Raw genomic sequence first — 24,186 nt, forward strand, 5'->3', positions numbered from 1 at the left:
CGTCGGATCCACGGACAACTTCTTCGAGCTGGGCGGGCATTCGCTGCTCGCCACTCAGGTGGTCTCCCGGGTCAGGGAGGTGTTCGGCGTCGACCTGGCCCTGACGACCCTGTTCGATCGCCCGACGATCGCCGGGCTCGGAGCGGCCCTCGATGCCGTGGCACCGGGTGGGGCAGAGCCGGAGTGGACGATCGTCAGCAGGGATGAACCGTTGCCGCTGTCGTTCGCTCAGCAGCGGCTGTGGTTCCTGGACCAGCTCGAACCCGGCTCGGTCGAGTACAACCTGCCCTTGTACGTGCCCTGGGACGGGGAACTTGACGTTTCCGCCTTGGCCGCGGCCCTGGACGCGGTGGTGGCGCGGCACGAGGTCCTGCGGACCCGTCTCGTGACCGGTACCGACGGCGCGCCGTACCAGGTGATCGATCCGGCGACAGTGTTCCCGTTGCCGGTCGTGGACGTGTCCGGCTGCCCCGACCCCGTGCGTGAGGCGGAGCGGCTGGCGCTGGCGGACGCGACGGCACCCTTTGATCTGGCGGCGGGTCCCCTGATCCGGGGCACACTGATCCGGCTCGACGAAGAGCAGCACCTGCTCGCCCTGATGACACATCACGTGGTGTCCGACGAGTGGTCGGCGCGGATCCTGCGCCGTGAGCTGTCCGCGTTGTACGAGGCGTTCCGCGCGGGTGAGCCGGATCCGCTGCCGCCGCTGCCGGTGCAGTACGCGGACTTCGCGGCATGGCAGAGGGAGTGGCTGGACGGGGAGGTACTGGAAGACCAACTCGATTACTGGCGAGACATGTTGGCCGACGCTCCGGTACTGGAGCTGCCCACTGATCGACCTCGGCCGCCGGTACGGTCCGCCGAAGGAGCGATGGCTCCGTTCACCGTCCCGGCGGAGACGGCCGACGCGCTGCGGGCGTTGTCCCGCGAGCGCGGCACGACGATGTTCATGACGCTGCTCGCCGCGCTCGATGTCCTGCTGGGGCGGTATGCGGGGTCGATGGACGTGGTGGTGGGCACGCCGGTGGCGAACCGGAACCGTGCCCAGACGGAGGACTTGATCGGGTTCTTCGTCAACACCCTTGTCATGCGCGCGGATCTGTCCGGTGATCCCTCGTTCTCCGAGGTGCTACGGCGGGTGCGGGAGTCGGCGCTGGGTGCGTACGCGCATCAGGATCTGCCGTTCGAGCAGCTCGTCGACGAACTGGTCACCGAGCGGGACCGTTCCCGTACCCCGCTGTTCCAGGTCTTCTTCAGCTACGGCGCCGGAGACGGCGGAGCCGTTCGAGGCGCCGCCGATGTCGATGCCGAGGGAGAGCCTGGCGCACAGGCAGGCCAGGTCGCAGTGCCGTTCGACCTGTGGGTGATGGTCGAGGAAGCCGGCGATGGCACGCTCAAGGCAGGCATCCAGTTCAGTACCGCGTTGTTCGATGCGGTGACGGTGGAGCGGATGGCGGGGCATCTGGTGACGCTGCTGGAGGCTGTCGTCGCCGATGTGGACTGCCCCATGGGGGAGTTGCCGCTGTTGACCGCGGTGGAGCGGGATCAGTTGGTGGGGGAGTGGAACGACACGGCGGTGGTGCTGCCTGCGTCGCTGGTCGGCGTGCATGAGTGGATCGCCGGGCGCGCGGCGGTGGCGCCGGATGCGGTGGCTGTCGTATCGGGTGAACTGGCTCTGACGTACGGCGAGTTGCTTCAGCGGGCGAACCGGCTCGCGCAGCACCTGCGGGACGTGGGTGTGGGGTCGGAGTCGGTGGTGGCGCTGTGCCTGGAGCGTGGGGTGGACATGGTGGTTGCCGCGTTGGCGGTGTGGCAGGCGGGTGGTGCGTATCTGCCGTTGGATCCGGAGTTTCCGGTGGAGCGGCTGGAGTTCATGCTGGCGGACAGTGGTGCGTCGGTGCTGGTGGGGCATCGGGCGGTTGCTGCCGGTCTGGTGGTGTCGGCTGAGGTCGAGTCGACAGTCTGGCTGGACGATTCGGCGACGGCGGACACGCTCGCCGGGCTTCCCGCCACCGTCCCTGAAGTACCCGTCCAGGCGGAGCAGTTGGCGTATGTGTTGTACACGTCGGGGTCGACGGGTCGGCCGAAGGGTGTGCAGGTCTCGCACGGCAACCTGGTCAATTTCCTGATTGCGATGGTCGAGCGTCCTGGGCTCGATGGCGCGGATGTGGTGTTGGCGGTGACGACGCTGGGCTTTGACATTGCGGGGCTGGAGTTGTGGTTGCCGTTGGTGTCGGGTGCGCGGGTGGTGGTGGCCGGTCGGGATGTGGCGGGTGTGCCTGCCGCGCTGGCGGGTGAGTTGGTGCGGGTGGGTGCGACGGTGATGCAGGCGACGCCGGCGACGTGGCAGATGCTGGTGTCGGACGGCTGGCAGGGTCTGCCGGGTCTGCGTGCCCTGTGCGGTGGTGAGGCGTTGGCCGCCTCGCTGGCGGAGGCGCTGGTTCATCGGACGGCCGGCGTGTGGAACATGTACGGGCCCACCGAGACCACCGTCTGGTCGGCGTGTGAGCACGTGTCCGGGGGTGTCCCGTCGATCGGCGCGCCGATCGCGAACACGCGGGTGTATGTGTTGGACGTGCGGTTGAACCCGGTCCCGGTCGGAGTTGCAGGCGAGTTGTTCATCGGCGGTGCCGGTGTGACCCGTGGCTATCTCGGTCGCCGGGCGTTGACGGCCGAGCGGTTCGTGGCGGATCCGTTCGCCGCCGATGGTGCGCGTCTGTATCGCACGGGGGACCGGGTGCGCTGGCTGGCAGAGGGCCGTCTGGAGTTCCTGGGCCGGGCCGACGATCAGCTGAAGGTTCGCGGTTTCCGGATCGAGCCGGGTGAGATCGAGACCGCTCTGACGGGCCACTCGCAGGTCAGCGCGGCCGTGGTCACCGCACACGGTGAAGGAGCCGAACGGCGCCTGGTGGCCTACCTGGTCCCCACCGGCCACACCCACGGCATCCCCGCCCCGGAAGTACTGCGCGAGCACCTGCGCCAGTTCCTGCCCGACTACATGATCCCGTCCCTGTTCGTCGAGCTGAGCGCCCTGCCCCTGACCCCCAACGGCAAGATCAACCGATCTGCCCTCCCGGCGCCGGACACCTCCCGCACGGGCCTGAGCGGTTTCTCGGAGCCGTCGGGGGCGACCGAGGAACTGCTCGCCGGTATCTGGGCGCAGGTGCTGGGTGTGGAGCGGGTCGGTGTCACCGACGGTTTCTTCGACCTCGGCGGTCACTCCCTCCTGGCCACGCTGGCGGTCTCCCGGATCCGGGAGGCGTTCGGCGTCGAGGTGTCTCTCGCCGCGTTGTTCGACGCCCCGACCGTCCGGGGCCTGGCTTCGGTGATCGACAGCTCCGCGCGGGACGCCGCACCTCCGATGGCGCCCCTCGCCCGGGACGAGGTGCTGCCGTTGTCGTTCGCGCAGCAACGGCTGTGGTTCCTGGACCAGTTGGAACCCGGGTCGCCGGAATACAACATGTCGACCCGGCTGCGGCTGACCGGCGACGTCGACCTCCCGGCCCTGGGCGCGGCGCTCGACGCGGTCGTCGCCCGGCACGAGGTCCTGCGCACCCGACTGGTGGCCGACGCCGACGGCGTACCGCACCAGCTCATCGACCCTCCGGTACCGACCCACCTCCGGCTGCTGGACGTGTCCGACAGCGAGGATCCGCAGGGCGCGGCCAACTGCCTGATCGTCGACGACGCACTGACTCCCTTCGACCTCGCCCACGGCCCCCTCGTCCGCGCGACCCTCGTCCGACTGGCCCCGGACGACCACGTACTGGCTCTGGCGATGCATCACGTGGTCTTCGACGAGTGGTCGGACCGCGTCCTCCAGCGCGAGATGCTGGCGCTGTACGAGGCGTTCAGGGCCGGGGATCCGGACCCGCTGCCGCCGCTCCGGCTTCAGTACGCCGACTTCGCGGCCTGGCAGCGGAACTGGCTCTCCGGGGATGTCCTGGACAGCCAAGTCGGCTACTGGCGAGAGAAGTTGGCGGACGTCCCGGCCCTGGACCTGCCGACCGACCGGCCCCGCAGGCCCGTGCGCTCCACCGATGGCGCGGTGGTGAGGTTCAGCGTCCCGGTGGAGACCGCCGACGCCCTGCGGGCGCTGTCGCGTGAGCACGGCAAGACGATGTTCATGACGCTGCTGGCCGCCTTCGACGTCCTCATGGGTCGTTACGGCGGTACGGAGGACGTCGCGGTCGGTACACCGGTCGCGAACCGGAACCGGGCCGAGACCGAGGAACTGATCGGATTCTTCGTCAACACCCTCGTCATGCGGACGGACCTGTCCGGCGACCCGTCCTTCACCGAGGTGCTGCGCCGGGTGCGCGAGACGGCGCTGGGCGCGTACGCCCACCAGGACCTGCCGTTCGAGCAACTGGTGGACGATCTGGTCGCGGAGCGCGACCGGTCCCGTACGCCGCTGTTCCAGGCACTCTTCGGCTACACCGCCGAAGAGAGGGGCGGCCCGCGCGCGACCACCGGCGCGGACGGCGATTCGGCGTCCGTTCCCGGATCCCTGCCGGTGAAGTTCGACCTGATGATGAACCTGGGTGAGAACGAGGGCGCCCTGGCCGGTGAGATCCAGTACAGCACCGGCCTGTTCGACGCCGGCACGATCGAGCGGATGGCGGGGCACCTGGTCACGCTGCTCCAGGCCGTCGCCACCGACGCGGACCGGAGCGTGGGCGAGCTGCCGCTGCTGACCGCGGCCGAGCAGGACCAGCTGTTGCACGAGTGGACCGACACCGGCGTGGAGCTGCCCGCGGCGGCCGGCATGCACGAGCTGATTGCCGGGCGGGCGGCCGCGACCCCGGACGCGGTGGCCGTCGTATTGGGTGAACTGACCCTCACGTACGGCGAGTTGATGTGCCGGGCGAATCGGCTCACGCGCCACCTGCGGGGCGCGGGGGTGGGGACCGAGTCGGTGGTGGCGCTGTGCCTGGAGCGTGGTCCGGACATGGTGGCGGCGGTGCTGGCCGTGTGGCAGGCGGGTGGCGCGTACCTCCCGCTGGATCCCGAATACCCGCAGGAGCGCCTGGAGTTCATGCTCGCCGACAGCGGCGCGTCGACGCTCGTCGGTCACCGGGCGGTGGCCGCCGACCTGGCCGACGGCGCCGCGCTGGACACCGTCGTATGGCTGGACGACCCGAGGACGCGGACGGCCCTCGCGGCGCTGCCGTCCACGCCGGCGCGGGTGTCGGTGCACCCGCAGCAACTCGCGTACGTCATCTACACCTCGGGCTCGACCGGACGTCCGAAGGGCGTCCAGATCACCCACCGGGGTGTCCTCAACCGTGTGTCGTGGATGCAGGACCGGCACCGGCTGGATGCGTCGGAGCGAGTGCTGCACAAGACGCCGCTGACGTTCGACGCGTCGGTGTGGGAGCTGTTCTGGCCGCTGTCGAACGGCGCCGAGCTGGTGATCGCCGAGCCGGGACGCCACGGCGACCTGGACTATCTGGTGGGGCTGCTGGAGTCCCGGCAGATCGCGGTGGCGCAGTTCGTGCCCTCGCTGTTCAAACTGTTCGTGTCCCATACGTGGCCGACGTCGCTGCCCTCGCTGCGTGCCGTGTTCTGCGGTGGCGAGGCGCTGTCCGCTGCCGATGTGGCCCGTTTCTACGCGAGGAACGACACGGCCGTCGTGGCGAACCTGTACGGCCCGACGGAGAACACCGTCGACGCGGCCAGCACGGTGTGCCCGCGTCCGGACGGCACGGCGGACTGGTCGCCGGGCGGCCTGGTCCCCATCGGCCAACCCCTCACCAACGTACGGCTGCTGGTGCTGGACGACCGGCTGAACCCGGTGCCGGTCGGTGTCGCGGGAGAACTGTTCATCGCCGGGGCGAGCCTGGCCCGGGCGTACGGGGGCCGGCCCGCGCTGACGGCGGAGCGGTTCGTGGCGGATCCGTTCGCCGGTGACGGGTCCCGGGCGTACCGTTCCGGCGACCAGGTGCGCTGGCGGGCCGACGGACGCCTGGAATTCCTCAGCCGCGTCGACCATCAGGTGAAGGTGCGCGGGTTCCGCATCGAACCCGGCGAGGTCGAGGCGGTCCTCGCCGGCCACCCCGCCGTACGGTCGGCGGTCGTGACGACGTGGGGCGAGGCGGCGGACCGGGCACTGGTGGCCCATCTGGTCCCGGACGACCCGGCCGAGGGCATCCCGGCGACCGCCGACCTGCGCGAGCATGTCCGGCGCAGCGTCCCCGAGTTCATGGTCCCGTCGGTCTTCGTCGAGGTGGCGGCCCTGCCGCTGACTCCCAACGGGAAGCTGGACCGGGCCGCCCTGCCGGCTCCGGAGACCGTCCGCACCGACGTGACCGGGTCCGTCGCTCCCTCGGGTGTGGTGGAGGAACTGCTCGCGGGGATCTGGGACCGGCTGCTGCCCGTGGACAGGGTCGGTGCGGAGGACAACTTCTTCGAGCTGGGCGGGCACTCGCTGCTGGCCACCCAGATCGTCTCCCGGATCCGGGACGTCCTCGGAGTGGAACTCCCGCTCTCCACGCTGTTCGACCACCCGACGGTGCGCGGACTGGCGACGGCGATCGCGGAGTCGTCGGAGCGGGTCGACGTACGACCGGTGACGCCGGTCGGCCGGGACCGTGAACTGCCGCTGTCCTTCGCCCAGCAGCGCCTGTGGTTCCTCGACCGGCTGGAGCCCGGATCACTGGAATACAGCCTTCCGATGCGGGTTCGGATGGGCCCGGACCTGGACGTCCGCGCCCTCCAGGACGCGCTGAGCGCGATCGTCGCCCGGCACGAGGTGCTGCGGACCCGGCTCGTGGCCGGTCCGGACGGCGTGGCGTACCAGCTGATCGATCCGCCGTCGGTCTTCCCGCTCCCGCTGATCGACGTCTCGACCGAGGGCGACCCCCTGCACGCGGCCGGGAAGCTGGTCGCGGCCGACGAGGCGACACCGTTCGACCTGGCGGACGGTCCACTGATCCGTGCCATGCTCATCCGCTTGGCGCCCGACGAGCACGTGCTGGCGCTGTCGATGCACCATGTCGTGTCCGACGAATGGTCCACGCGGATCTTCCAGCGCGAACTGGCGCACCTGTACGACGAGTTGCGCGCGGGCCGGACGCCCTCGCTGCCCGCCCCGGCCGTGCAGTACGCGGACTTCGCGGTCTGGCAGCGGCAGTGGCTGACCGGTGACGTCCTGGATGGTCAACTGTCCTACTGGCGCGACCAGTTGTCGGGTGCCCCGGTACTGGAACTGCCTTCGGACCGCCTGCGCCCCGCGGTGTGGTCACCGGCCGGGGCGTACACCCGGTTCACCGTCGCGGCGGAGACGACGGAGTCGCTGCGGGCGCTGTCCCGGCGCGGTGGTACGACGATGTTCATGACGCTGCTGGCCGCGTTCGACGTCCTGTTGAGCCGGTACGCCGGCACGGACGACGTCGTCGTGGGCACACCGGTGGCGAACCGGAACCGCGCCGAGACCGAGGAGCTGATCGGGTTCTTCGTCAACACTCTGGTGATGCGGGCCGACCTGTCCGGCGACCCGACGTTCACGGAGCTGCTCGGTCGCGTCCGTTCCATGGCGCTCGACGCGTACGCGCACCAGGATCTCCCGTTCGAGCAGCTGGTCGACGACCTGGTCGTCGAGCGGGACCGGTCCCGCAGCCCGCTGTTCCAGGTGTTGTTCAACTACTTCACCGAGGACGGGCAGGCGCCTGCCGACGACGACCCGGACGACGGGCCGGACGCCGGCTCGTTCCTGGGTGACACCGGCAGCGGCATGACCACCCGCTTCGATCTGCGGCTGGTGCTGACGGATGCGGGCGGCGCTCTGAACGGGCAGATCGAGTACAGCACCGCGCTGTTCGACCCCGGCACGGTCGAGCGGATGGCGGCACACCTCGGCACGTTGCTGAGCGCGGTGGCCAGGGACGCCGAACAGCGGCTCGGCGAGCTGCCGTTGCTGGACGGCCCCACGCACGACGCGCTGGTCCGCGGCTGGAACGACACGGCCGAGGCCCTGCCCGCGGTGGGCGGCGTGCACGAGCTGATCGTGGCTGCCGCGGCGGAGGAGCCGGGTGCGACCGCTGTGAAGTTCGGTGAGACGTCGGTCGGCTACGGCGAGCTGTTGGAACGCTCGGGGCGGCTGGCGCACTATCTGCGCGGTGCGGGCGTCGGCGACGAGACCGTGGTCGCGGTGTGCCTGCCGCGCGGCGTCGACATGATCGTGGCCGTCCTCGCGGTATGGCAGGCAGGCGGTGCCTATCTGCCGCTGGATCCCGAATACCCGGTGGACCGGCTGGAGTTCATGCTCGCCGACAGCGGAGCGGGTGTGCTGCTGGGCACTGAAGAGGTGGTCGACGACCTGCCCGTGGGCAGGCTGCGGACGGTCGTCATGGACGATCCGGCGCTGCGAAGCTCCTTGCGGGCACTGCCCTCGGCCCCGCCCGAAGTGACTGTCCATCCCGACCAGTCGGCGTATGTGATCTACACGTCCGGATCCACGGGGCGGCCGAAGGGCGTGCAGGTCACCCATGCGGGAGCGGTCAGTCTGGTGACGGCCCAACGGGAGGCGCTCGGCACCGGCCGGGGCGATGTGGTCCTGCAGTTCGCGCCGTTCGGGTTCGACGCGTCGGTGTGGGAGCTGCTGATGGCGCTGGCGACCGGGGGCACCCTGGTTGTCGCCGAGGCGGCGGACCGTGCCGAACCCGGCCGCCTGGCAGCGCTCGCCACCCGTACCGGAGTGAGCGTGGCCACCGTGCCTCCGTCCCTGCTGGATGCCCTGAGCCCTGCCGAGTTCAGCGGTGTGTCCACCCTGATCACGGCGGGTGAGCGGCTCGACGGGCGGTTGGCCGCCCAGTGGGCTGCCGGCCGGCGGCTGTTCAACGCCTACGGTCCGACCGAGACGACGGTGTGCGCGACGGTCGCCGTCTGCGAGGGGGACCGTGGGCAGGCGCCGCCGATCGGCGGGCCGATCGCGAACACCCGGGTGTACGTGCTGGATTCGCGGCTGCGGCCGGTGCCGGTCGGCGTCGCGGGGGAGCTGTTCATCGCGGGTGCGCAGCTGGCGCGCGGCTACCTCGGTCGTGCGGCGCTCACCGCGGAACGCTTTCTGCCCGACCCCTTGATGGGCGACGGCACGCGGATGTACCGCTCCGGCGACCGGGTGCGGTGGCTGCCGGACGGGCAGCTGGAGTTCCTCGGCCGCGCCGACGACCAGGTCAAGGTCCGCGGCTTCCGGATCGAGCCGGGGGAGGTCGAGGCGCTGCTCACCGCCCATCCGATGGTGCGGACGGCCGTCGTCACCGCGAGCGGTCAGGACACCGACCGGCGGCTGCTCGCCTACCTGGTCCCCGCCGACCAGTCCGACGGCATCCCCTCCGTCGAGGAACTGAGGGCCTACGCGGGCGATCGTCTGCCGGCGTTCATGGTGCCGTCGGTGTTCGTCGAACTGGCCGAGCTGCCCCTCACCACGAACGGCAAGGTGGACCGGGCGGCGCTCCCGGAGCCGGACGGCGGGCCACGGGCGACGACGGCACGGGCGTATGTCGCACCCCGTACCGGGACCGAGCAGATCCTCTCCGAGACGTGGAGCGAACTCCTGGGCGTGGAACGCGTCGGCGTCGAGGACAACTTCTTCGACCTCGGCGGGCATTCGCTCCTGGCCACCCGGCTGGTCTCCCGCATCCGTGACGTCTTCGGAGTGGACCTGACGCTCGCCGCTGTCTTCGAAGAGCCCACCATCGCGGCGATCGCGGCCGCCGTCGGAGCCGACGACGGCGAGGAGTACGAGGCGTTCGAACTGTAGGTGTCATCCTCAGGTAGGACCCCGCCCGTCCCTCTTGCGAGGGACGGGCGGTCCGCGGTCTGGCTCCTGTGAGTGGCGTAGAACATGGCTCTTCACCGTGACGACCGGGCCACCCCCTTCTCCCTAGGCTGCGGGTATGGAGAAAACGATCGATGGGTCGGACGCGACGATCGAAGTCACGGACGTGCGCAAGCGCTTCGGAAGCACCCAGGCGCTGGATGGAATGACGTTCAACGTCAGGCCGGGGCAGGTCACCGGCTTCGTCGGTCCGAACGGCGCCGGCAAGTCCACGACCATGCGCGTCATCCTCGGCCTGGACAAGCCCGACAAAGGGACCGCACGGGTCGGCGGACACCGCTACCAGGATCTGCGGACCCCGCTCACACACATCGGGGCGCTGCTGGACGCGGCGGCTGTGCAGCCGAGCCGTACCGCCCGCCACCATCTGCTGTGGCTGGCCCACTCCCAGGGGCTGAGCGCCGGGCGGGTCGACGAGGTGATCCGGCAGGTCGGCCTCCAGGACGTGGCTCAGCGCAAGGCCGGCGGCTTCTCGCTGGGCATGAGGCAGCGCCTCGGTATCGCGGCCGCCCTGCTCGGCAACCCCCCGGTGATCATGCTCGACGAGCCCTTCAACGGCCTTGATCCCGAAGGGTTCATGTGGATGCGCGGCTTCCTCGCCTCGCTGGCCGAACAGGGGCGGGCCGTGCTGGTCTCCAGCCACCTGATGAGTGAACTGCAGGACAGCGCCGACCACGTGGTGGTCGTCGGGCGCGGCAAGGTCGTCGCCGACATGAGCGTGCGCGACCTGCTGGCGTCCATGTCCCAGGGACGGGTGACCCTGCGGACGTCCGCGCTCGCCCAGGCCATGGAGGTCCTGGCGCGCTCGGGCGCGACCGTGAGCTCCACCGGCGCCGACACGATCAGCGTGACCGGGCTGCCCGCGGAGAACGTGGTGTCGCTGCTCAGCCGGAACGCGGTGCCGTTCTCGGAGATCTCCGAGCACCGCGCCTCGCTGGAAGAGGCGTACATGGAGCTCACCCGGGATGCCGTGCAGTACCGCGGCGTCGTTCCCGAGGAGGCCGGCCGATGACGTCCACGATGACGCCGCCCCGCGCGACCGCGCGGCCGGGACGGGGCGGCTTCGGGCAGTTGCTGCACGCGGAATGGACCAAGTTCCGTACGGTGCGGGGCTGGGTGCAGAGCACGGTCGGCGCGGTGCTGATCATCTGCGTGGTGGGCCTGCTCGCCACGGCAGCGGGCAACAAGGGCGGTGCGGACGGCAGTTCAGCGCTGCCCGTCGGTCCCGGCGGCCAAGCGGTCAACGACAGCTTCTACTTCGTGCACCAGAAGCTCCAGGGCGACGGCAGCATCACCGTCTCGGTGTCCTCGCTGGCCGGAGTCGTCTCGACGAGCCCGAACGACAGCAAAGGCGGCCTCGCCCCCTGGGCGAAGGCGGGCATCATCGTGAAGGACAGCCTCGACCAAGGGTCGTCGTACGCGGCGATGATGGTCACCGGCAGCCACGGCGTGCGGATGCAGTACGACTACACGCACGACACCGCCGGGACGGCCGGCGCGGCCTCCCAGGCGTCGCCGCGCTGGCTGCGCCTCCAGCGCACCGGCGACACACTCACCGGATATCAGTCGGCCGACGGGTCCAAGTGGACCGAGGTGGGCCACGCGGATCTCTCCGGGCTGTCGCAGACACCGCAGGTCGGGCTGTTCGTGACCTCCCCGTCCATCAAGGACGAGACCGGAACCGGAACGGGCTTCGCCCCGGCCGTCGCCACCGGCACCTTCGACCAGATCGCCCTGGGCGGCCAGTGGACCGGCGGTTCCTGGGAAAGTGATCAGGTCGGCAAGGACGCCGGCACCTCCGCCAGCTACAGCCAGGACACCAAGGGCGGGGCCACCCCCTCCGGCAGCGGCTTCAAGGTGACCGGCGCGGGCGACATCGCGCCCGTCGTCGGCGGCCCCGCCACCAGCGGCGTACGGACCATCGAGAACTTCCTTGTCGGCGCGTTCGCCGGGCTGATCATCATGGTCGTCGTGAGCGCGGGCTACATCACCGTCGAGTACCGGCGGGGCATGATCGGCCTGACCCTGGCGGCCAGCCCGCGCAGGGGCCGCGTCCTGGTGGCCAAGGGCCTCGTGGTGGGATCCGTCGCCTTCGCCGTCGGAGTGGTCTCCGCCGCGGTCATGGTCCCCTTGGGGGGAAGCCGGTCGGAGTCCAACGGCTTCCCCGTGCTGACGGTACCGACGGCCACCGAACTGCGCGTCATCGTCGGTACGGGCCTGCTGCTCGCCGCCGCGAGCGTCTTCGCCCTCGCCGTCGGCACCATCCTGAGGCGCAGCGCCGTGGCCATCACCGTGGTCGTCGTCGGCATGGTGCTGCCCTACCTCCTCGCGACCGCGTCCGTGCTGCCCGACGGGGCCTCGCAGTGGCTGCTGAGGGTCACTCCCGCCGCCGGATTCGCCATCCAGCAGAGCATCGCGCACTACGACCAGGTCGTCACCGTCTACTCGCCCTCGTCCGGGTACTTCCCGCTGGCCCCCTGGGCCGGCCTCGCGGTCCTGTGCGCCTATGCCGCGGTCTCGTTCGCCGCCGCAGTGGTCCTGCTCCGCCGGAGGGACGTATGAAATTCGCCGGACGTGCCGAATGGACGAAGCTGCGGACCGACGCGAGCAACACCTGGCTGACGCTCGGCGTGGTAGCGCTGACCCTCGCGGTCGGTGCCGCGGTGGCCATGACGTCCAGGTGTGACGCCAGCGGCTGCGGCGGGGACCCGACGCGGCTCAGCCTCACCGGCGTGCTGGTCGGCCAGGTCGTCGTCGCGATCGTGGCGGTGCTGATGGTCGGCAACGAGTACAGCACCGGCATGATGCACACCACGCTCACCGCCGTGCCTCGTCGGCTGACGGTCCTCTTCTCGAAGTCCGCCGTACTCACGGCGGTGATGCTGGTGGCGGGAACGGTCTCCGTCCTCGGCTCCCTGCTGATCGGAGGTCTCGTGCAGCCCGGGCGCGGCTTCACGAAGGCACACGGCTTCTCACCGCTGTCGCTGACCGACGGGGCGACGCTGCGGGCCGCGGTGGGCTCGGTCCTCTATCTCGTGCTGATCGGCCTGCTCAGCCTCGGTATCGCCCTGGTCGTACGGAACTCGGCGACCGCCATCGGCATCGTTCTCGCCCTGCTGTTCATCTTCCCGATCCTCGCCCAGGTGGTCGCCGATCCCGACTGGCAGCGCCATCTCCAGCAGATCTCCCCGATGACGGCGGGCCTTGCCGTCCAGACGACCGTCCATGTCGACGACCTGCCCATCGGCCCCTGGCAGGGCCTCGGCGTCCTGGCCCTGTGGGCGCTGGGCGCGATGGCGGCCGGCGGCTGGTTGCTCCGCGCACGGGACGCGTAAGCGACGAGGAGCGAAGTCCGTCGTCCACAACCCCCCGGGGAAGGATATTCGGCGGTCTGCGCGTTCAACCGGCGCACAGGCGCAGTTGAACGCGCAGACCGTCGTTCCTGTCACCGTGCACTTATAGATCAGCACGCATGCTTGTCGTACTCTGAGAGCGCCTAATAACGCGACACCACGTTTCGCGGCATTCCGATGGACCATCTCTTTTCGGTTCGTCCGACGCCGCACGTGGTCGATTTCGCCGTCGGCCCGCTTTCGGAGGTTCCGGTGAGGAAGTACTGCAAGTCCTACCTGCTGGGTGAATTGCGTCGCTTTCCGGGCTGGTCGGCCGGCGTGCGACCGGAAGAACGTGAACTGACCGACAACACGACGGTGTTCCTCTGTGACGAATTCACCGTCATGGTCAGTCCTGTCGGAGTCGACAAGGACAAGAGGCTGTTCACGGAGGACACTCCGGAGTGGCGGGAATTCTGCGAGACCACGCTGAAGTTCCGAATACCGGAAGACCTGGCTTTCGCGTATGCCGAGTCCGAGTAGAACCGAGCCCCCGAGAGGTGACCCATGGATGAACTGACCCAGCGGTTGAGCGACGAACAGCCGGTGGTGGTCGGCGGCCCCAAGCCCACCCTGGAGGAGCTGCGCGTCCGCCTGGAGGACATCGGGACGGTGTTCGTCAAGTTCACCGGTACCCGCGGCGGCACCGACCTGGGCATACGCCTGGACCGCGAGGCATCCGACCTCGCCGGGGCCGACTTCGACAAGGGCAGCGGCACCGTCCACATCGAGGGAACGCTGATCCTCAACGACGACCCCGTTCGCTGCGTCGCCGACATCGATCTGGCGACGCTGGAGGGAACGGGCCGCCTGGTGGTCGTGGAACTGTCCGAGGTTGCCGGCTGACCGTTTTCCATCCGGCGCTTCGGGGGCCGTGAGGAGATCCGTCACGAGCACTCAAGAAGATCGGATGTGACTGGTACATGGGAGCTGCAGGCTCTCCCGGACCGATAGGAAAACCACTCGTCGGGGAAACCCGGATCTTCGAAACCACCCCGATCGTCGATCTGTACGTCAAGGTCGACGGAATCGACCGGCGACTGCGGCTCAAACTCGAATCCGCCAATCCCTTCGGTTCGTTGAAGGACCGGATCGCCGCCTCCCTCATCGATCACGTGGCTGACAGGATCGACAAGGAAATCGGCATCATCGAATCGACATCGGGAAATCTCGGGGTCGCGATGTCGGCCGAGTGCGGTGCTCGGGGAATTCCCTTGAACGCTGTCGTCGACCCCCGGACGAGCTCGTTCTTCATCGACCGTATGCGCGGGCTCGGCGCCCGGGTGACGGTCGTCGACGAGCCGGATCTCTCCGGGGGCTTTCTGCTGAACCGCATTCGGTACGTGAGGGAACAGCTGCGCGCCCGCCCCGGTCTGGTCTGGACGAACCAGTACCGGAGCGAGGCGAATCCCGACGCCCACTTCAAGACCACGGCGCCCGAACTGCGCGCGCAGGTGCCCGGCCCCGCGACGATCCTGGTGCCGGTCTCCACCGGCGGCACCCTCGCCGGCCTGTCGAGATTCGTCGGATCGACGGGTGCGCCCTGGCGGCTCGTCGGGGTCGACGTGCACGGCTCCGCGGCGCTCGGCGGGGACCCCGGCCGACGGCTCCTGTCCGGGATCGGGGCCAGTTGCCCGTCCAACTTCCTTGATCCCGCCACGACCGAGGCTCTGCACGTCGACGTCACCGAGGCAATCTCCACCTGCCTGTGGCTGTCCGAGCAAGCCGGGATCGGCGTCGGCGGCAGTTCCGGCGCGACCGTCGCCGCCGCTCTGCGCATGTTCCGGCAGAACCCGCGGACGGATGAACTGATCTGCCTGTGCCCCGACGGCGCGGACCGCTATCGGAGCACGATCTACCGGGCCGACTGGCGGGCGGCCCACGGCGTCACGGATGTCGGGATCGGCGCCGGCGTCGAGCTGACACGCGGCCGGTGTTCCGACCCCGCCGAGCAGTACGCGAAGCGCCTACTCCGAACGAGAACGGGGGATCATGTTCGCACCGCAGCGGGGGCTGTTGACGCTGTCCGACCTGACCAGGGAGGACCTGGAACGCCTGGCGGCCCGGTCCCGTGACCTGTACCACGACCTGAACGCGCACGACCGGCCCCTGCGGGACAAGGTCGTCGGGGTCCTCTTCACCAAGACGTCGACCCGGACCAGAACCGCCTTCGGTGCCGGCACCGTAAGACTGGGCGGATTCCCCCTGATGTACGGGCCGGGCGATCTGCAGACGGCCACGGGGGAGTCCCTCCACGACACCGGGCGCGTATTCGGTTCCATGCTGGACGCGCTCGTCGTCCGCACCGCCGGACCCGTCGATGAACTGCGGGAGATATCCCGGGCCGGTGATCTGCCCGTCATCAACGCGATGGCCGCGGAAGAACACCCGACCCAGGGGATCTGCGACCTGGCGACGATGCTCATGGAATTCGGCTCGCTCGACGGACTGTCGCTGCTCTATCTCGGCGAGGGAAACAACACGGCGTCGGCGCTGGCGTACGGACTCTCCCGTATGCCGAATTGCCACCTCACCTTTGCCACCCCGCCCGGATACGGGCTGGATTCCCAGATCCTGGACGACGCCGCGAAACGGGCGGCGGCGGTGGGCGGGACGGTCACCCAGATCCACGACCTCGACGACCTGCCGGCCGAGGCGCACGTCGTCTACACGACCCGCTGGCAGACGACGGGCACCGTCAAGGCCGACCCGGACTGGCGGGAGAAGTTCCGGCCGTTCCACATCGACGAACGCCTCATGAGGCGCTGGCCCGACGCGAGGTTCATGCACGACCTGCCCGCACACCGCGGCGAGGAGGTGTCGGGCGCCGTACTCGAAGGGCCGGGCTCGATCGCCTGGGCGCAGGCCAAGATGAAACTCACCAGCGCCATGGCAGTCCTGGAGCGGAGCGTCGCCGACGACCCCGGCCGCAGCCGCGACTGACGCACTCCCCGGCAGATCCGGTCGTGGAACGTCCCGGCATGTCCAAGAAACCAGCACGCACAAGGAACTCCTTTTCGTTCGGAATGCCTGGAGGGGCGGAAGTCTGATGGCTGATGAGCAGTTGTTTCTGCGGCCGAAGGTCATAATCGAGCCGCTTGTGGACAGGTTCTACGTCTGGCCGCACACGCTGGCTCCGATTCAGGCGGCTATGAACCTGGCATTCCTGCAGGTTCCGCTGCTGGAGTCGTATCTCCAGTCCCCGAGGGTGCATGTCGCGGCCAGCCACAACCCCGAACTGCGCGGCGGCTATTTCATCAACATCCCGGAGGAACGCGCCGACGAGGTGCGCGACCTGCTCGCCACGATCAAGCGTGAGCGTGCCGAGATGCTGCGGTTCGCCGAAGCCATCGCCGAGGGACAGGAACTGCTGAGGGCCAACGCGTCCGGCTTCGATCTGACCCCGCTGTACTCGAAGCTGCCGCAGGAACTCGGCGGCCTGGTGGAGCTGGCGTACGACACCGACAACCAGGCGCAGATGCGCTTCCTGGAACCGCTGGCCTATCACAGCGGCGTCTACCAGGAAGAGCGCCAGTCGGTGCAACTGTCCTTCGAGACCGGCATCGAGCGCCCCTTCATCCTCAGCACCCCGCGCCTGCCCTCCCCGGACGTGCTGGAGCTGGCGATCCCCTTCCGGCACGCGGGCCTGGAAGAGCTGTTCACGTCCCGGGTACGGCCCACCACACTGTCCCACCTGCGCGAGTCCCTGGGACTCGACGACGCCCAGGCCGCACGGCTGTCCGGGATGCTGAGCGAGCAGCCGAGCCTGGCCGAGGACCGGCACATCGACGCCGGCGGCCGGATCCGCTACTTCGGACACGCCTGCCTGGTGCTGCAGACTCCCGAAGCCGCCATCGTGACCGACCCGTTCATCAGCGCGGACAACACCGCGGGCGACCGGTACACCCTGGACGACCTGCCCGACTTCATCGACCTCGTGGTGATCACACACGGCCACCAGGACCACATCGTTCTGGAGACGCTGCTCCAACTGCGGGGCCGCGTCGGATCGGTCGTGGTGCCGCGCGCCTCGCGCGGCAACCTGGCCGACCCGTCGATGGCGCTGATGCTCAAGCACCAGGGCTTTCCGGTCATCGAGGTCGACGACTTCGACGAGGTGGAGTTCCCCGGCGGCAAGGTCACCGCCACCCCGTTCCTCGGCGAGCACTGCGACCTCGACATCCGCGGCAAGTCCACGTACTGGGCGGAGCTCGCGGGCAAGAAGGTCTTCATCGGAGCGGACTCCTCGGGCATCGACCCGCTGCTCTACCGCTACGTCAAGCGACACCTGGGCACCGCCGACATGGCCTTCCTGGGCATGGAGTGCGACGGCGCCCCGCTCACCTGGCTCTACCAGGCGCTGCTCACCAAGCCGGTGACGAAGAAGATGAGCAACTCCCGCAAACTGTCCGGTTCCAACGCCGCGCAGGCCGCCGACATCATGGTCGAACTCGGTGCCAAGGAGGCATACGTGTACGCCATGGGCGAGGAGCCCTGGCTGGGCCACGTCATGGCGACGACGTACACCGAGGACACGTACCAGATCAAGCAGATCGACGAGTTCATGACCTGGTGCAAGGACCGCGGCGTCAAGGCCGGACACCTCTACGGCCAGCAGGAATGGCGCTGGTAGCCCAACGACAGCCGGGCCGTCGGTCCTTGAGGAGGTACCCCCATGCCAGTGCACGACACGGCGCACATCGAGCTGTACACCAGTCATGCGCCGCCCACCATCGACTACTTCGTCTCGGGAATGGGCTTCACGCGGGTCGCGGACCGCGTGGAGGCCGACCGGAGCTCCATCCTGCTGCGGCAGGGGGAGACCCGGCTGATCGTCACCTCGGGCCGCGGGATCTGGAAGTTTCTCGACCAGCACGGGGACGGCATCGCTGACATCGCGCTGACCTGTGACGACGTGACGGAGACCCGGGACGCGGCCCTCGCGGCGGGCGCCGAGTCGTTCGCCCCCGCCTACGGCAACCCGGTCGTGTCCGGTTTCGGCAGTGTCACCCACACGCTGGTGCCGCACCCCCGGGATCCCGACGCCTGGCCCGCCGGGCCCGCCTGGGAGCCCGCACCAGTGGCGCAGAACGCCGAAACCGGCCGCGTCCGGCTGCTCGACCACGTCGCGGTCTGCGTCGAGGGAAACGCGCTGAAGGACTACGCCGACTACTACGGGGCCGCCTTCGGGATGTCCCCCTACTCCTCCGAGTACGTCGCGGTCGGCGACCAGGCGATGGACTCGATCGTCGTGCGCAGCGCGTCCGGCCGGGTCACCTTCACCCTGGTCGCACCGGACCCGACGAAGAGCCCCGGACAGCTGGACGCGTTCCTCGACCGCAACGGCGGCCCCGGTGTCCAGCACCTGGCCTTCCTGGTCGACGAGATCATCCCGGCGGTACGCGAATTCCGGGACAGGGGTGTGGAGTTCCTCAGCACGCCGGACACCTACTACGAGATGCTCGCCGACCGGTTCACCGGAATGCGCGAGAGGATCGCGGAGCTGCGTGCCACCCGGATACTCGCCGACCGCGACGAATGGGGCTATCTGCTCCAGCTGTTCAGCCGGTCGCCCTACGAGCGCAACACCCTCTTCTTCGAGCTCATCCAGCGCCAGGGCTCCCGAGGCTTCGGCAGCGCCAACATCCGGGCCCTGTACGAGGCCGTCGAACGCGACAGGCTGGCCGCCGGGTGAGCGAGCGGCCGGGCGAGGGCCCGCGGGGACCGCACACCCTGGGCGACTACGCAGCCCTGGCCCGTGCGGAACTGGTGCCCGCTGTCTGGGACTTCATCGAGGGCGGCGCGGGCCGGGAGCGGACCCTCGCCGCCAACGAGGAGGCCTTCGACCGGGTACGGCTGCGTCCGCGCGTACTCACCGGTGTGCACCGGCCCGAGACCGGCACCCGGATCCTGGGGCGCGACTGGGCGGCACCGGTAGGCATCGCGCCCCTCGCCTACCACACGCTCGCCGACCCGGCGGGTGAGGTCGCCACCGCCCGGGCCGCGGGTCTGGCCGGCCTGCCGCTGATCGTCAGTACCTTCGCCGGGCGGACCTTCGAGGACATCGCCCGGGCCGGCTCCGCCCCGCTCTGGCTCCAGGTGTACTGCTTCCGGGACCGCGATGTCACACGAGGTCTCGTCGAGCGTGCCGAGCGGGCCGGCTTCGAGGCACTGGTCCTCACGGCCGACGCGCCCCGCCTCGGCCGCCGGCTGCGTGACATCCGCAACGGCTTCCGGCTGCCGGAGGGCATCGCGTCGGCCAACCTGGCCGGGGACGGCTTCGCCTCGCCCGGCGGACACGCGCTGGCCGAGTTCGATCCGGCCCTCGACTGGTCGGTGATCGAGTGGCTGCACTCCATCAGTTCGCTCCCGGTACTGGTCAAGGGCGTACTCACGGCGTCCGACGCGCGGCGCGCCCTGGCAGCCGGGGCCGACGGCATCGTCGTGTCGAACCACGGCGGAAGACAGCTGGACGGTGCCCCGGCCACGCTGGACGTGCTGCCCGAGATCGCGGCGGCGGTGGCCGGTGACTGCCTCCTGCTGATAGACGGTGGGATCCGCCGCGGTGGTGACGTGCTGGCGGCCTTGGCCCTGGGCGCCGACGCGGTGCTCCTGGGCCGACCGGTGCTGCACGGCCTGGCCGTGGGACAGGCCGAGGGCGTGCGGCGGGTGCTGGGCATCGTCGTCGACGAGCTCAAGGAGGCGATGCTGCTCACCGGTACGGCGACGGTCGCGGAAGCGGTCCCTCGACGGGTGGGCAGGCCTCCGGGTGGCGAGCTGCCGACGGGCGAGTCCCCGGTGGGTGAGCTTGTGGTGAGTCGGTCGCCGGTGGGTGAACCGCCGGTGAGTGGACGATCGGCGAGCGGATCCGGGCCGACCGGGGCACCGGCCATGACACCGTCGTACACGCGGGAGACACCCGGCCGGGCGACGGCAGGGGTCCACGGACCGTCGGACCCCGTCCCGGCCACGGCATGGGACAACCGCCCTGCCTCCGCCCTGCGCAAGCAGGACCTGCACGGCAGCGTGTCCGACCCCGTGCTGGACACGATGAACTTCCTCAACGAGATCACCCACCGCTACCCCGACGCGATCTCGTTCGCGCCCGGCCGCCCCTACGACGGCTTCTTCGAGACAGAGCAGATCTTCACCTACCTCCGCCGCTACCTGGACCACCTGGAGGAGGGCGGTGCGTCACCGGCCGAGATCCGCTCCGCCCTCTTCCAGTACGGCCCCACCGGCGGCCAGATCCGGGAACTGATCGCCGACTCGCTGCGCAAGGACGAGAACATCGACGTGCCGGCCGAGTCCATCGTGGTCACCGTCGGCTGTCAGGAGGCGATGTTCCTCACGGTACGGGCGCTCATCTCGGGACCCGACGACGTCCTGCTGGTCTCCAGCCCCTGCTACGTCGGCATCACCGGCGCGGCCCGGCTGCTGGACGTCGAGGTACGCGCGGTCGACGAGGGCGAGAAGGGGTTCCAGTGCGCCGATCTGGAGGTGGCGCTCCTCGCCGAGCGGGCACGCGGCAGACGCCCTCGCGCCTTCTACGTCATCCCCGACCACTCGAACCCCTCCGGTACCACCATGCCCCTGAGTACGCGGCAGGAGCTTCTCGACCTGGCGGAGCGGCACGACATCCTGATCCTGGAGGACAGCCCCTACCGGATGGTCAGCCCCGGAGACCAGCTGCCGACCCTCAAGTCCCTGGACCACGGACGCAGGGTCGTCCACCTGGGCTCGTACTCCAAGACCCTCTTCCCCGGTGCCCGTGTGGGCTTCGTCGTGGCCGACCAGCCCGTCGTCGACGGTGCGCGGGACGGCGGGCTGCTGGCGGACGAACTCACCAAGATCAAGAGCATGGTGACCGTCAACACCTCCCCGGTCAGCCAGGCCGTCACGGCGGGCATGCTCCTGTCCGTGGACGGGCGGACCTCGGAGCTCAACACCCGTACCGCCGCGTACTACGGGGACGCGATGCGAGTCACCCTCCGTGAGCTCGAACGGAACTTCCCGGAGGACGAGCGGACCGCGCTCGGTATTCGATGGAACGAGCCCAGCGGTGGATTCTTCCTGGCGGTCGACATGCCGTTCAGCGTCGACAACGCGGCACTGATTCGCTCGGCAGAGGAATTCGGGGTCATCTGGACGCCAATGTCGTACTTCCATCTCGGGGGCGCCGGCGACAACAGCCTTCGCCTGTCCGTCAGTTATCTTTCGCATCAGGAGATAGAAGAGGGGATAACGCGGCTGGCCCGCTTTGTGAAAGCGCAGACGGGACGGCCGTGATCACTGCTCTCCGAATGCTCTGACCGTCATCACCGATCTCCAGGTGTTCAGCCTTTGTCGAGGCCTTCCCATTTCTCGGCGGACAGGGTGAACATCTGGAGGTCGGTCCATTCCCGTTTTCCCCGTAGGAAGACGGCCCGCTGCGACTCGAACTCGAAACCGATCCGCTCAAGCAGCCGTGCGGACCGCTGATTCCGTACGTCGCACTCCGCCGAAACCGTCCGCAGGCCGGTGCCGAACAGGTCGTCCAGCACAGCACGTACGGCCTCGCTCGCGTACCCGTGTCCCTGCCGGTCACGGGCGAGACTGAATCCGATCTCGGCCTCACCGCCGCCGGGCTGCCGGTTCACCGCGACATCTCCCAGCAGGCATCCGTCGGCCTTCAGCTCGACCGCGTACTGGAACCATCCAGGCCCGGCGGGATCGCTCCGCGCGTATCTGCGCACGAGTCGTCCCGCCGATTCGAAGGACAGCGGAAAGTCCCATTCCTGATAACGGGCGACCTCGGGGTCCGAGCGATAGGCCGCGAACGCCGGTATGTCGGCAGACTGGAAACGTCGAAGTCGAAGACGCGCAGTATCGATCAGCACAGGTAGAGGATCCCATGATTCCAGCGTGTGCGTTCAGTCCGGGATTGCCGCAGTTGAACACTCTCCTATTTCCCTGTCGCCGGGTCATAGTTACTAGTTGCCAGTGGTGGCCCTTCAACGCACCGGAAGGAGCAGCGGTGTTCACAGCGAAATATCTCATCCACAGCAAAACCCGTATGTGGGGGTGGACTTTCCGATGACCATCACAACGATTCTTCCGGGCACCGCCGTTCTGGACCGTCCGGATCTCGCCGCGAAACCCACGACGGGCTCCGCCCGGATCGCGGGCGTCGGCACCGCGACCACGGAGCGTTCGTACAGTCAGCCGGAACTGCTCGACCTCTTCCGCATCACGGATCCCAAGGTCCGCTCCGTCTTCCTCAACAGCGCCATCGAGCGGCGCCACCTCACCATCCCGCCCGAGGCCGCCGACGGCACACGTGCTCCGGAAGCCCAGGGCGCGCTCCTCGCCAAGCACAAGCGAGTCGCCCTCGACATGGGAGCCAGGGCCGTGACGGCCTGTCTCGAGAACTCCGGCATCGAGCTGTCGGACATCGACTACCTGTGCTGCGTGACCACTACGGGCTTCCTCACCCCCGGTATCAGCGCCCTGCTCATCCGGGACATGGGAATCAGCGCCGCGACCAGCCGTGTGGACGTCGTGGGCATGGGCTGCAACGCCGGACTCAACGCGCTCAACGCCACCGCCGGCTGGGCCGTCGCCAACCCCGGCAAGGTCGCCGTCATGCTCTGCACCGAGGCCTGCTCGGCGGCGTACGTCATGGACTCGACGCTGCGCACCGCCGTCGTGAACAGCCTGTTCGGCGACGGCGCGGCCGCCATCGCCCTGATCGCCGACACCCCGGACACCGCGTACGTCACCTCCGGCGCGCCCGGCGGCCCGCCCTCCGCAGCGGGCAGTCCCCGCATCCTCGGCTTCGCCAGCCATCTCATCACCGAGGCGGTCGACGCGATGCGCTACGACTGGGACGACGACCAGGGGAAGTTCAGCTTCTACCTGGACCCCCAGGTGCCGTACGTCGTCGGCGCCAACGCGGAGCAGGTGATCGACCGGTTGCTGGACGGCGCGGGACTGCGCCGCAGCGACATCGCGCACTGGCTGGTGCACTCGGGCGGCAAGAAGGTCATCGACGCCGTACGAATCAACCTCGGTCTGACCCGCCACGACGTACGGCACACCACCGGCGTCCTGCGCGACTACGGCAACGTGTCGAGTTCCTCTTTCCTGTTCTCCTACGAACGGCTGCTCACCGAGCGGGTGACCCGGGCAGGGGACTACGGCGTACTGATGACCATGGGCCCTGGCTCGACCATCGAGACTGCCCTGGTGCAGTGGTGACGGAGAAGCGGATGAGCAGCACCACAGGTACGGCAGACACCTCGGAGCGCGTCCTGTGCGTCGACGGACGGCGTCCCCTGTCCACCGAGACGATCGCGGCCGTCGGCGCCTTCTGCGACCGAGTCGAGGACCTCGCCGGCCACGGCAACGCGACCATCCACGTCTCCGGCGTACCCGAGGGGTCCTGGGCGCGCGAGGTGACGGTGCCGCTGGTGAACAAGTGGGAGCGGGTGCTGCGCCGCTTGGAGCGGCTGCCCGCGACCACCATCGCGGTCGCCGACGGCAACTGCGGCGGAGCGGCTCTGGACGCGCTGCTGACCACCGACTACCGCATCGCGACGCGCTCGGCGCGCCTGGTGGTGTCCGTGGAGGACGGCGCGACCTGGCCCGGCATGGCCCTCTACCGGCTCGCCCGGTACGGGGCGAGCGCCGCCGCCATCCGCCGGGCGGTGCTCTTCGGCACTCCCGTCGAGGCGGCCGACGCGCTGGCACTGCAACTCGTCGACGAACTGGCGGACGACCCGGTGACCGCGGCGACCACCGCGGAGGAACGCGCCGGTGCCGTCTCTGGCACCGAACTCGCCATCCGCCGACAGCTGTTGCTCGACGCGCCCACGACCACCTTCGAGGAGGCCCTGGGCGTGCACCTCGCGGCCTGTGACCGAGCGCTGCGCCGTGCCGCCGCAGTCGGAGCACGCTCGTGAGCGCGGACCA

At 69.4% G+C, this 24,186-nt stretch carries 14 protein-coding genes; 13 read left to right on the forward strand and 1 reads right to left on the reverse strand.

The window, feature by feature from the left end:
* The 11 genes from ACFWP5_RS19765 to ACFWP5_RS19815 form a co-directional block, all read left to right on the forward strand.
* The coding region (locus ACFWP5_RS19765; protein WP_384157738.1) for an amino acid adenylation domain-containing protein at positions 1 to 9,763 on the forward strand (9,763 nt) is incomplete at its 5' end.
* A gap of 136 nt (positions 9,764 to 9,899) precedes the next feature.
* Positions 9,900 to 10,853 carry an ATP-binding cassette domain-containing protein gene (locus tag ACFWP5_RS19770; RefSeq protein ID WP_384157742.1) on the forward strand — a complete coding sequence of 318 codons (954 nt, stop codon included), beginning with the start codon at positions 9,900 to 9,902 and terminating at the stop codon, positions 10,851 to 10,853.
* Positions 10,850 to 12,403 (forward strand): ABC transporter permease subunit, encoded by a 1,554-nt coding sequence (locus tag ACFWP5_RS19775; RefSeq protein ID WP_384157744.1) that lies wholly within the window; start codon positions 10,850 to 10,852, stop codon positions 12,401 to 12,403. Before ACFWP5_RS19770 ends, ACFWP5_RS19775 begins: the two co-directional genes overlap by 4 nt.
* Positions 12,400 to 13,176: an ABC transporter permease gene (locus ACFWP5_RS19780; protein ID WP_384157747.1), complete on the forward strand. Its 777-nt coding sequence runs from the start codon at positions 12,400 to 12,402 to the stop codon at positions 13,174 to 13,176. The genes ACFWP5_RS19775 and ACFWP5_RS19780 overlap by 4 nt, the downstream gene beginning before the upstream one ends.
* Positions 13,177 to 13,407: 231 nt before the next feature.
* Complete coding sequence (locus tag ACFWP5_RS19785) at positions 13,408 to 13,716, forward strand: hypothetical protein (RefSeq protein WP_384157750.1); 309 nt, start codon at positions 13,408 to 13,410, stop codon at positions 13,714 to 13,716.
* A 24-nt stretch (positions 13,717 to 13,740) separates the two neighbouring features.
* Positions 13,741 to 14,079, forward strand: coding sequence for a hypothetical protein (locus ACFWP5_RS19790; protein WP_384157753.1), 339 nt, complete (start codon positions 13,741 to 13,743; stop codon positions 14,077 to 14,079).
* 77 nt (positions 14,080 to 14,156) lie between these two features.
* Complete coding sequence (locus ACFWP5_RS19795) at positions 14,157 to 15,308, forward strand: pyridoxal-phosphate dependent enzyme (RefSeq protein WP_384157756.1); 1,152 nt, start codon at positions 14,157 to 14,159, stop codon at positions 15,306 to 15,308.
* Positions 15,226 to 16,176 (forward strand): ornithine carbamoyltransferase, encoded by a 951-nt coding sequence (locus ACFWP5_RS19800; RefSeq protein ID WP_384157759.1) that lies wholly within the window; start codon positions 15,226 to 15,228, stop codon positions 16,174 to 16,176. The genes ACFWP5_RS19795 and ACFWP5_RS19800 overlap by 83 nt, the downstream gene beginning before the upstream one ends.
* 106 nt (positions 16,177 to 16,282) lie before the next feature.
* Positions 16,283 to 17,866 (forward strand): MBL fold metallo-hydrolase, encoded by a 1,584-nt coding sequence (locus tag ACFWP5_RS19805; RefSeq protein ID WP_384157762.1) that lies wholly within the window; start codon positions 16,283 to 16,285, stop codon positions 17,864 to 17,866.
* A gap of 42 nt (positions 17,867 to 17,908) precedes the next feature.
* On the forward strand, positions 17,909 to 18,928 hold the full coding sequence (hppD, locus tag ACFWP5_RS19810; RefSeq protein WP_384157765.1) for a 4-hydroxyphenylpyruvate dioxygenase: 1,020 nt from the start codon (positions 17,909 to 17,911) through the stop codon (positions 18,926 to 18,928).
* The gene (locus ACFWP5_RS19815; protein ID WP_384157768.1) at positions 18,925 to 21,522 is read left to right on the forward strand and encodes an aminotransferase class I/II-fold pyridoxal phosphate-dependent enzyme; all 2,598 of its coding nucleotides are present in this window, start codon (positions 18,925 to 18,927) and stop codon (positions 21,520 to 21,522) included. The genes hppD and ACFWP5_RS19815 overlap by 4 nt, the downstream gene beginning before the upstream one ends.
* A 47-nt stretch (positions 21,523 to 21,569) precedes the next feature.
* On the opposite strand, the gene ACFWP5_RS19820 is transcribed toward ACFWP5_RS19815, so the two are convergent.
* The gene (locus ACFWP5_RS19820; RefSeq protein WP_384157771.1) at positions 21,570 to 22,112 is read right to left on the reverse strand and encodes a GNAT family N-acetyltransferase; all 543 of its coding nucleotides are present in this window, start codon (positions 22,110 to 22,112) and stop codon (positions 21,570 to 21,572) included.
* Positions 22,113 to 22,314: 202 nt separating this feature from the next.
* Here ACFWP5_RS19820 and dpgA point away from each other — a divergent pair, with 202 nt between their 5' ends.
* Together dpgA and dpgB are read left to right on the forward strand one after the other, a co-directional pair.
* The gene (gene dpgA, locus ACFWP5_RS19825) at positions 22,315 to 23,472 is read left to right on the forward strand and encodes a 3,5-dihydroxyphenylacetyl-CoA synthase DpgA (protein ID WP_384157857.1); all 1,158 of its coding nucleotides are present in this window, start codon (positions 22,315 to 22,317) and stop codon (positions 23,470 to 23,472) included.
* Positions 23,473 to 23,483: 11 nt separating this feature from the next.
* Positions 23,484 to 24,176 (forward strand): enoyl-CoA-hydratase DpgB, encoded by a 693-nt coding sequence (gene dpgB, locus ACFWP5_RS19830; protein ID WP_384157774.1) that lies wholly within the window; start codon positions 23,484 to 23,486, stop codon positions 24,174 to 24,176.
* Positions 24,177 to 24,186: the final 10 nt, after the last annotated feature.

The sequence above is a fragment of the Streptomyces sp. NPDC058469 genome, from assembly GCF_042721125.1.
In the GTDB taxonomy this organism is placed as follows: domain Bacteria; phylum Actinomycetota; class Actinomycetes; order Streptomycetales; family Streptomycetaceae; genus Streptomyces.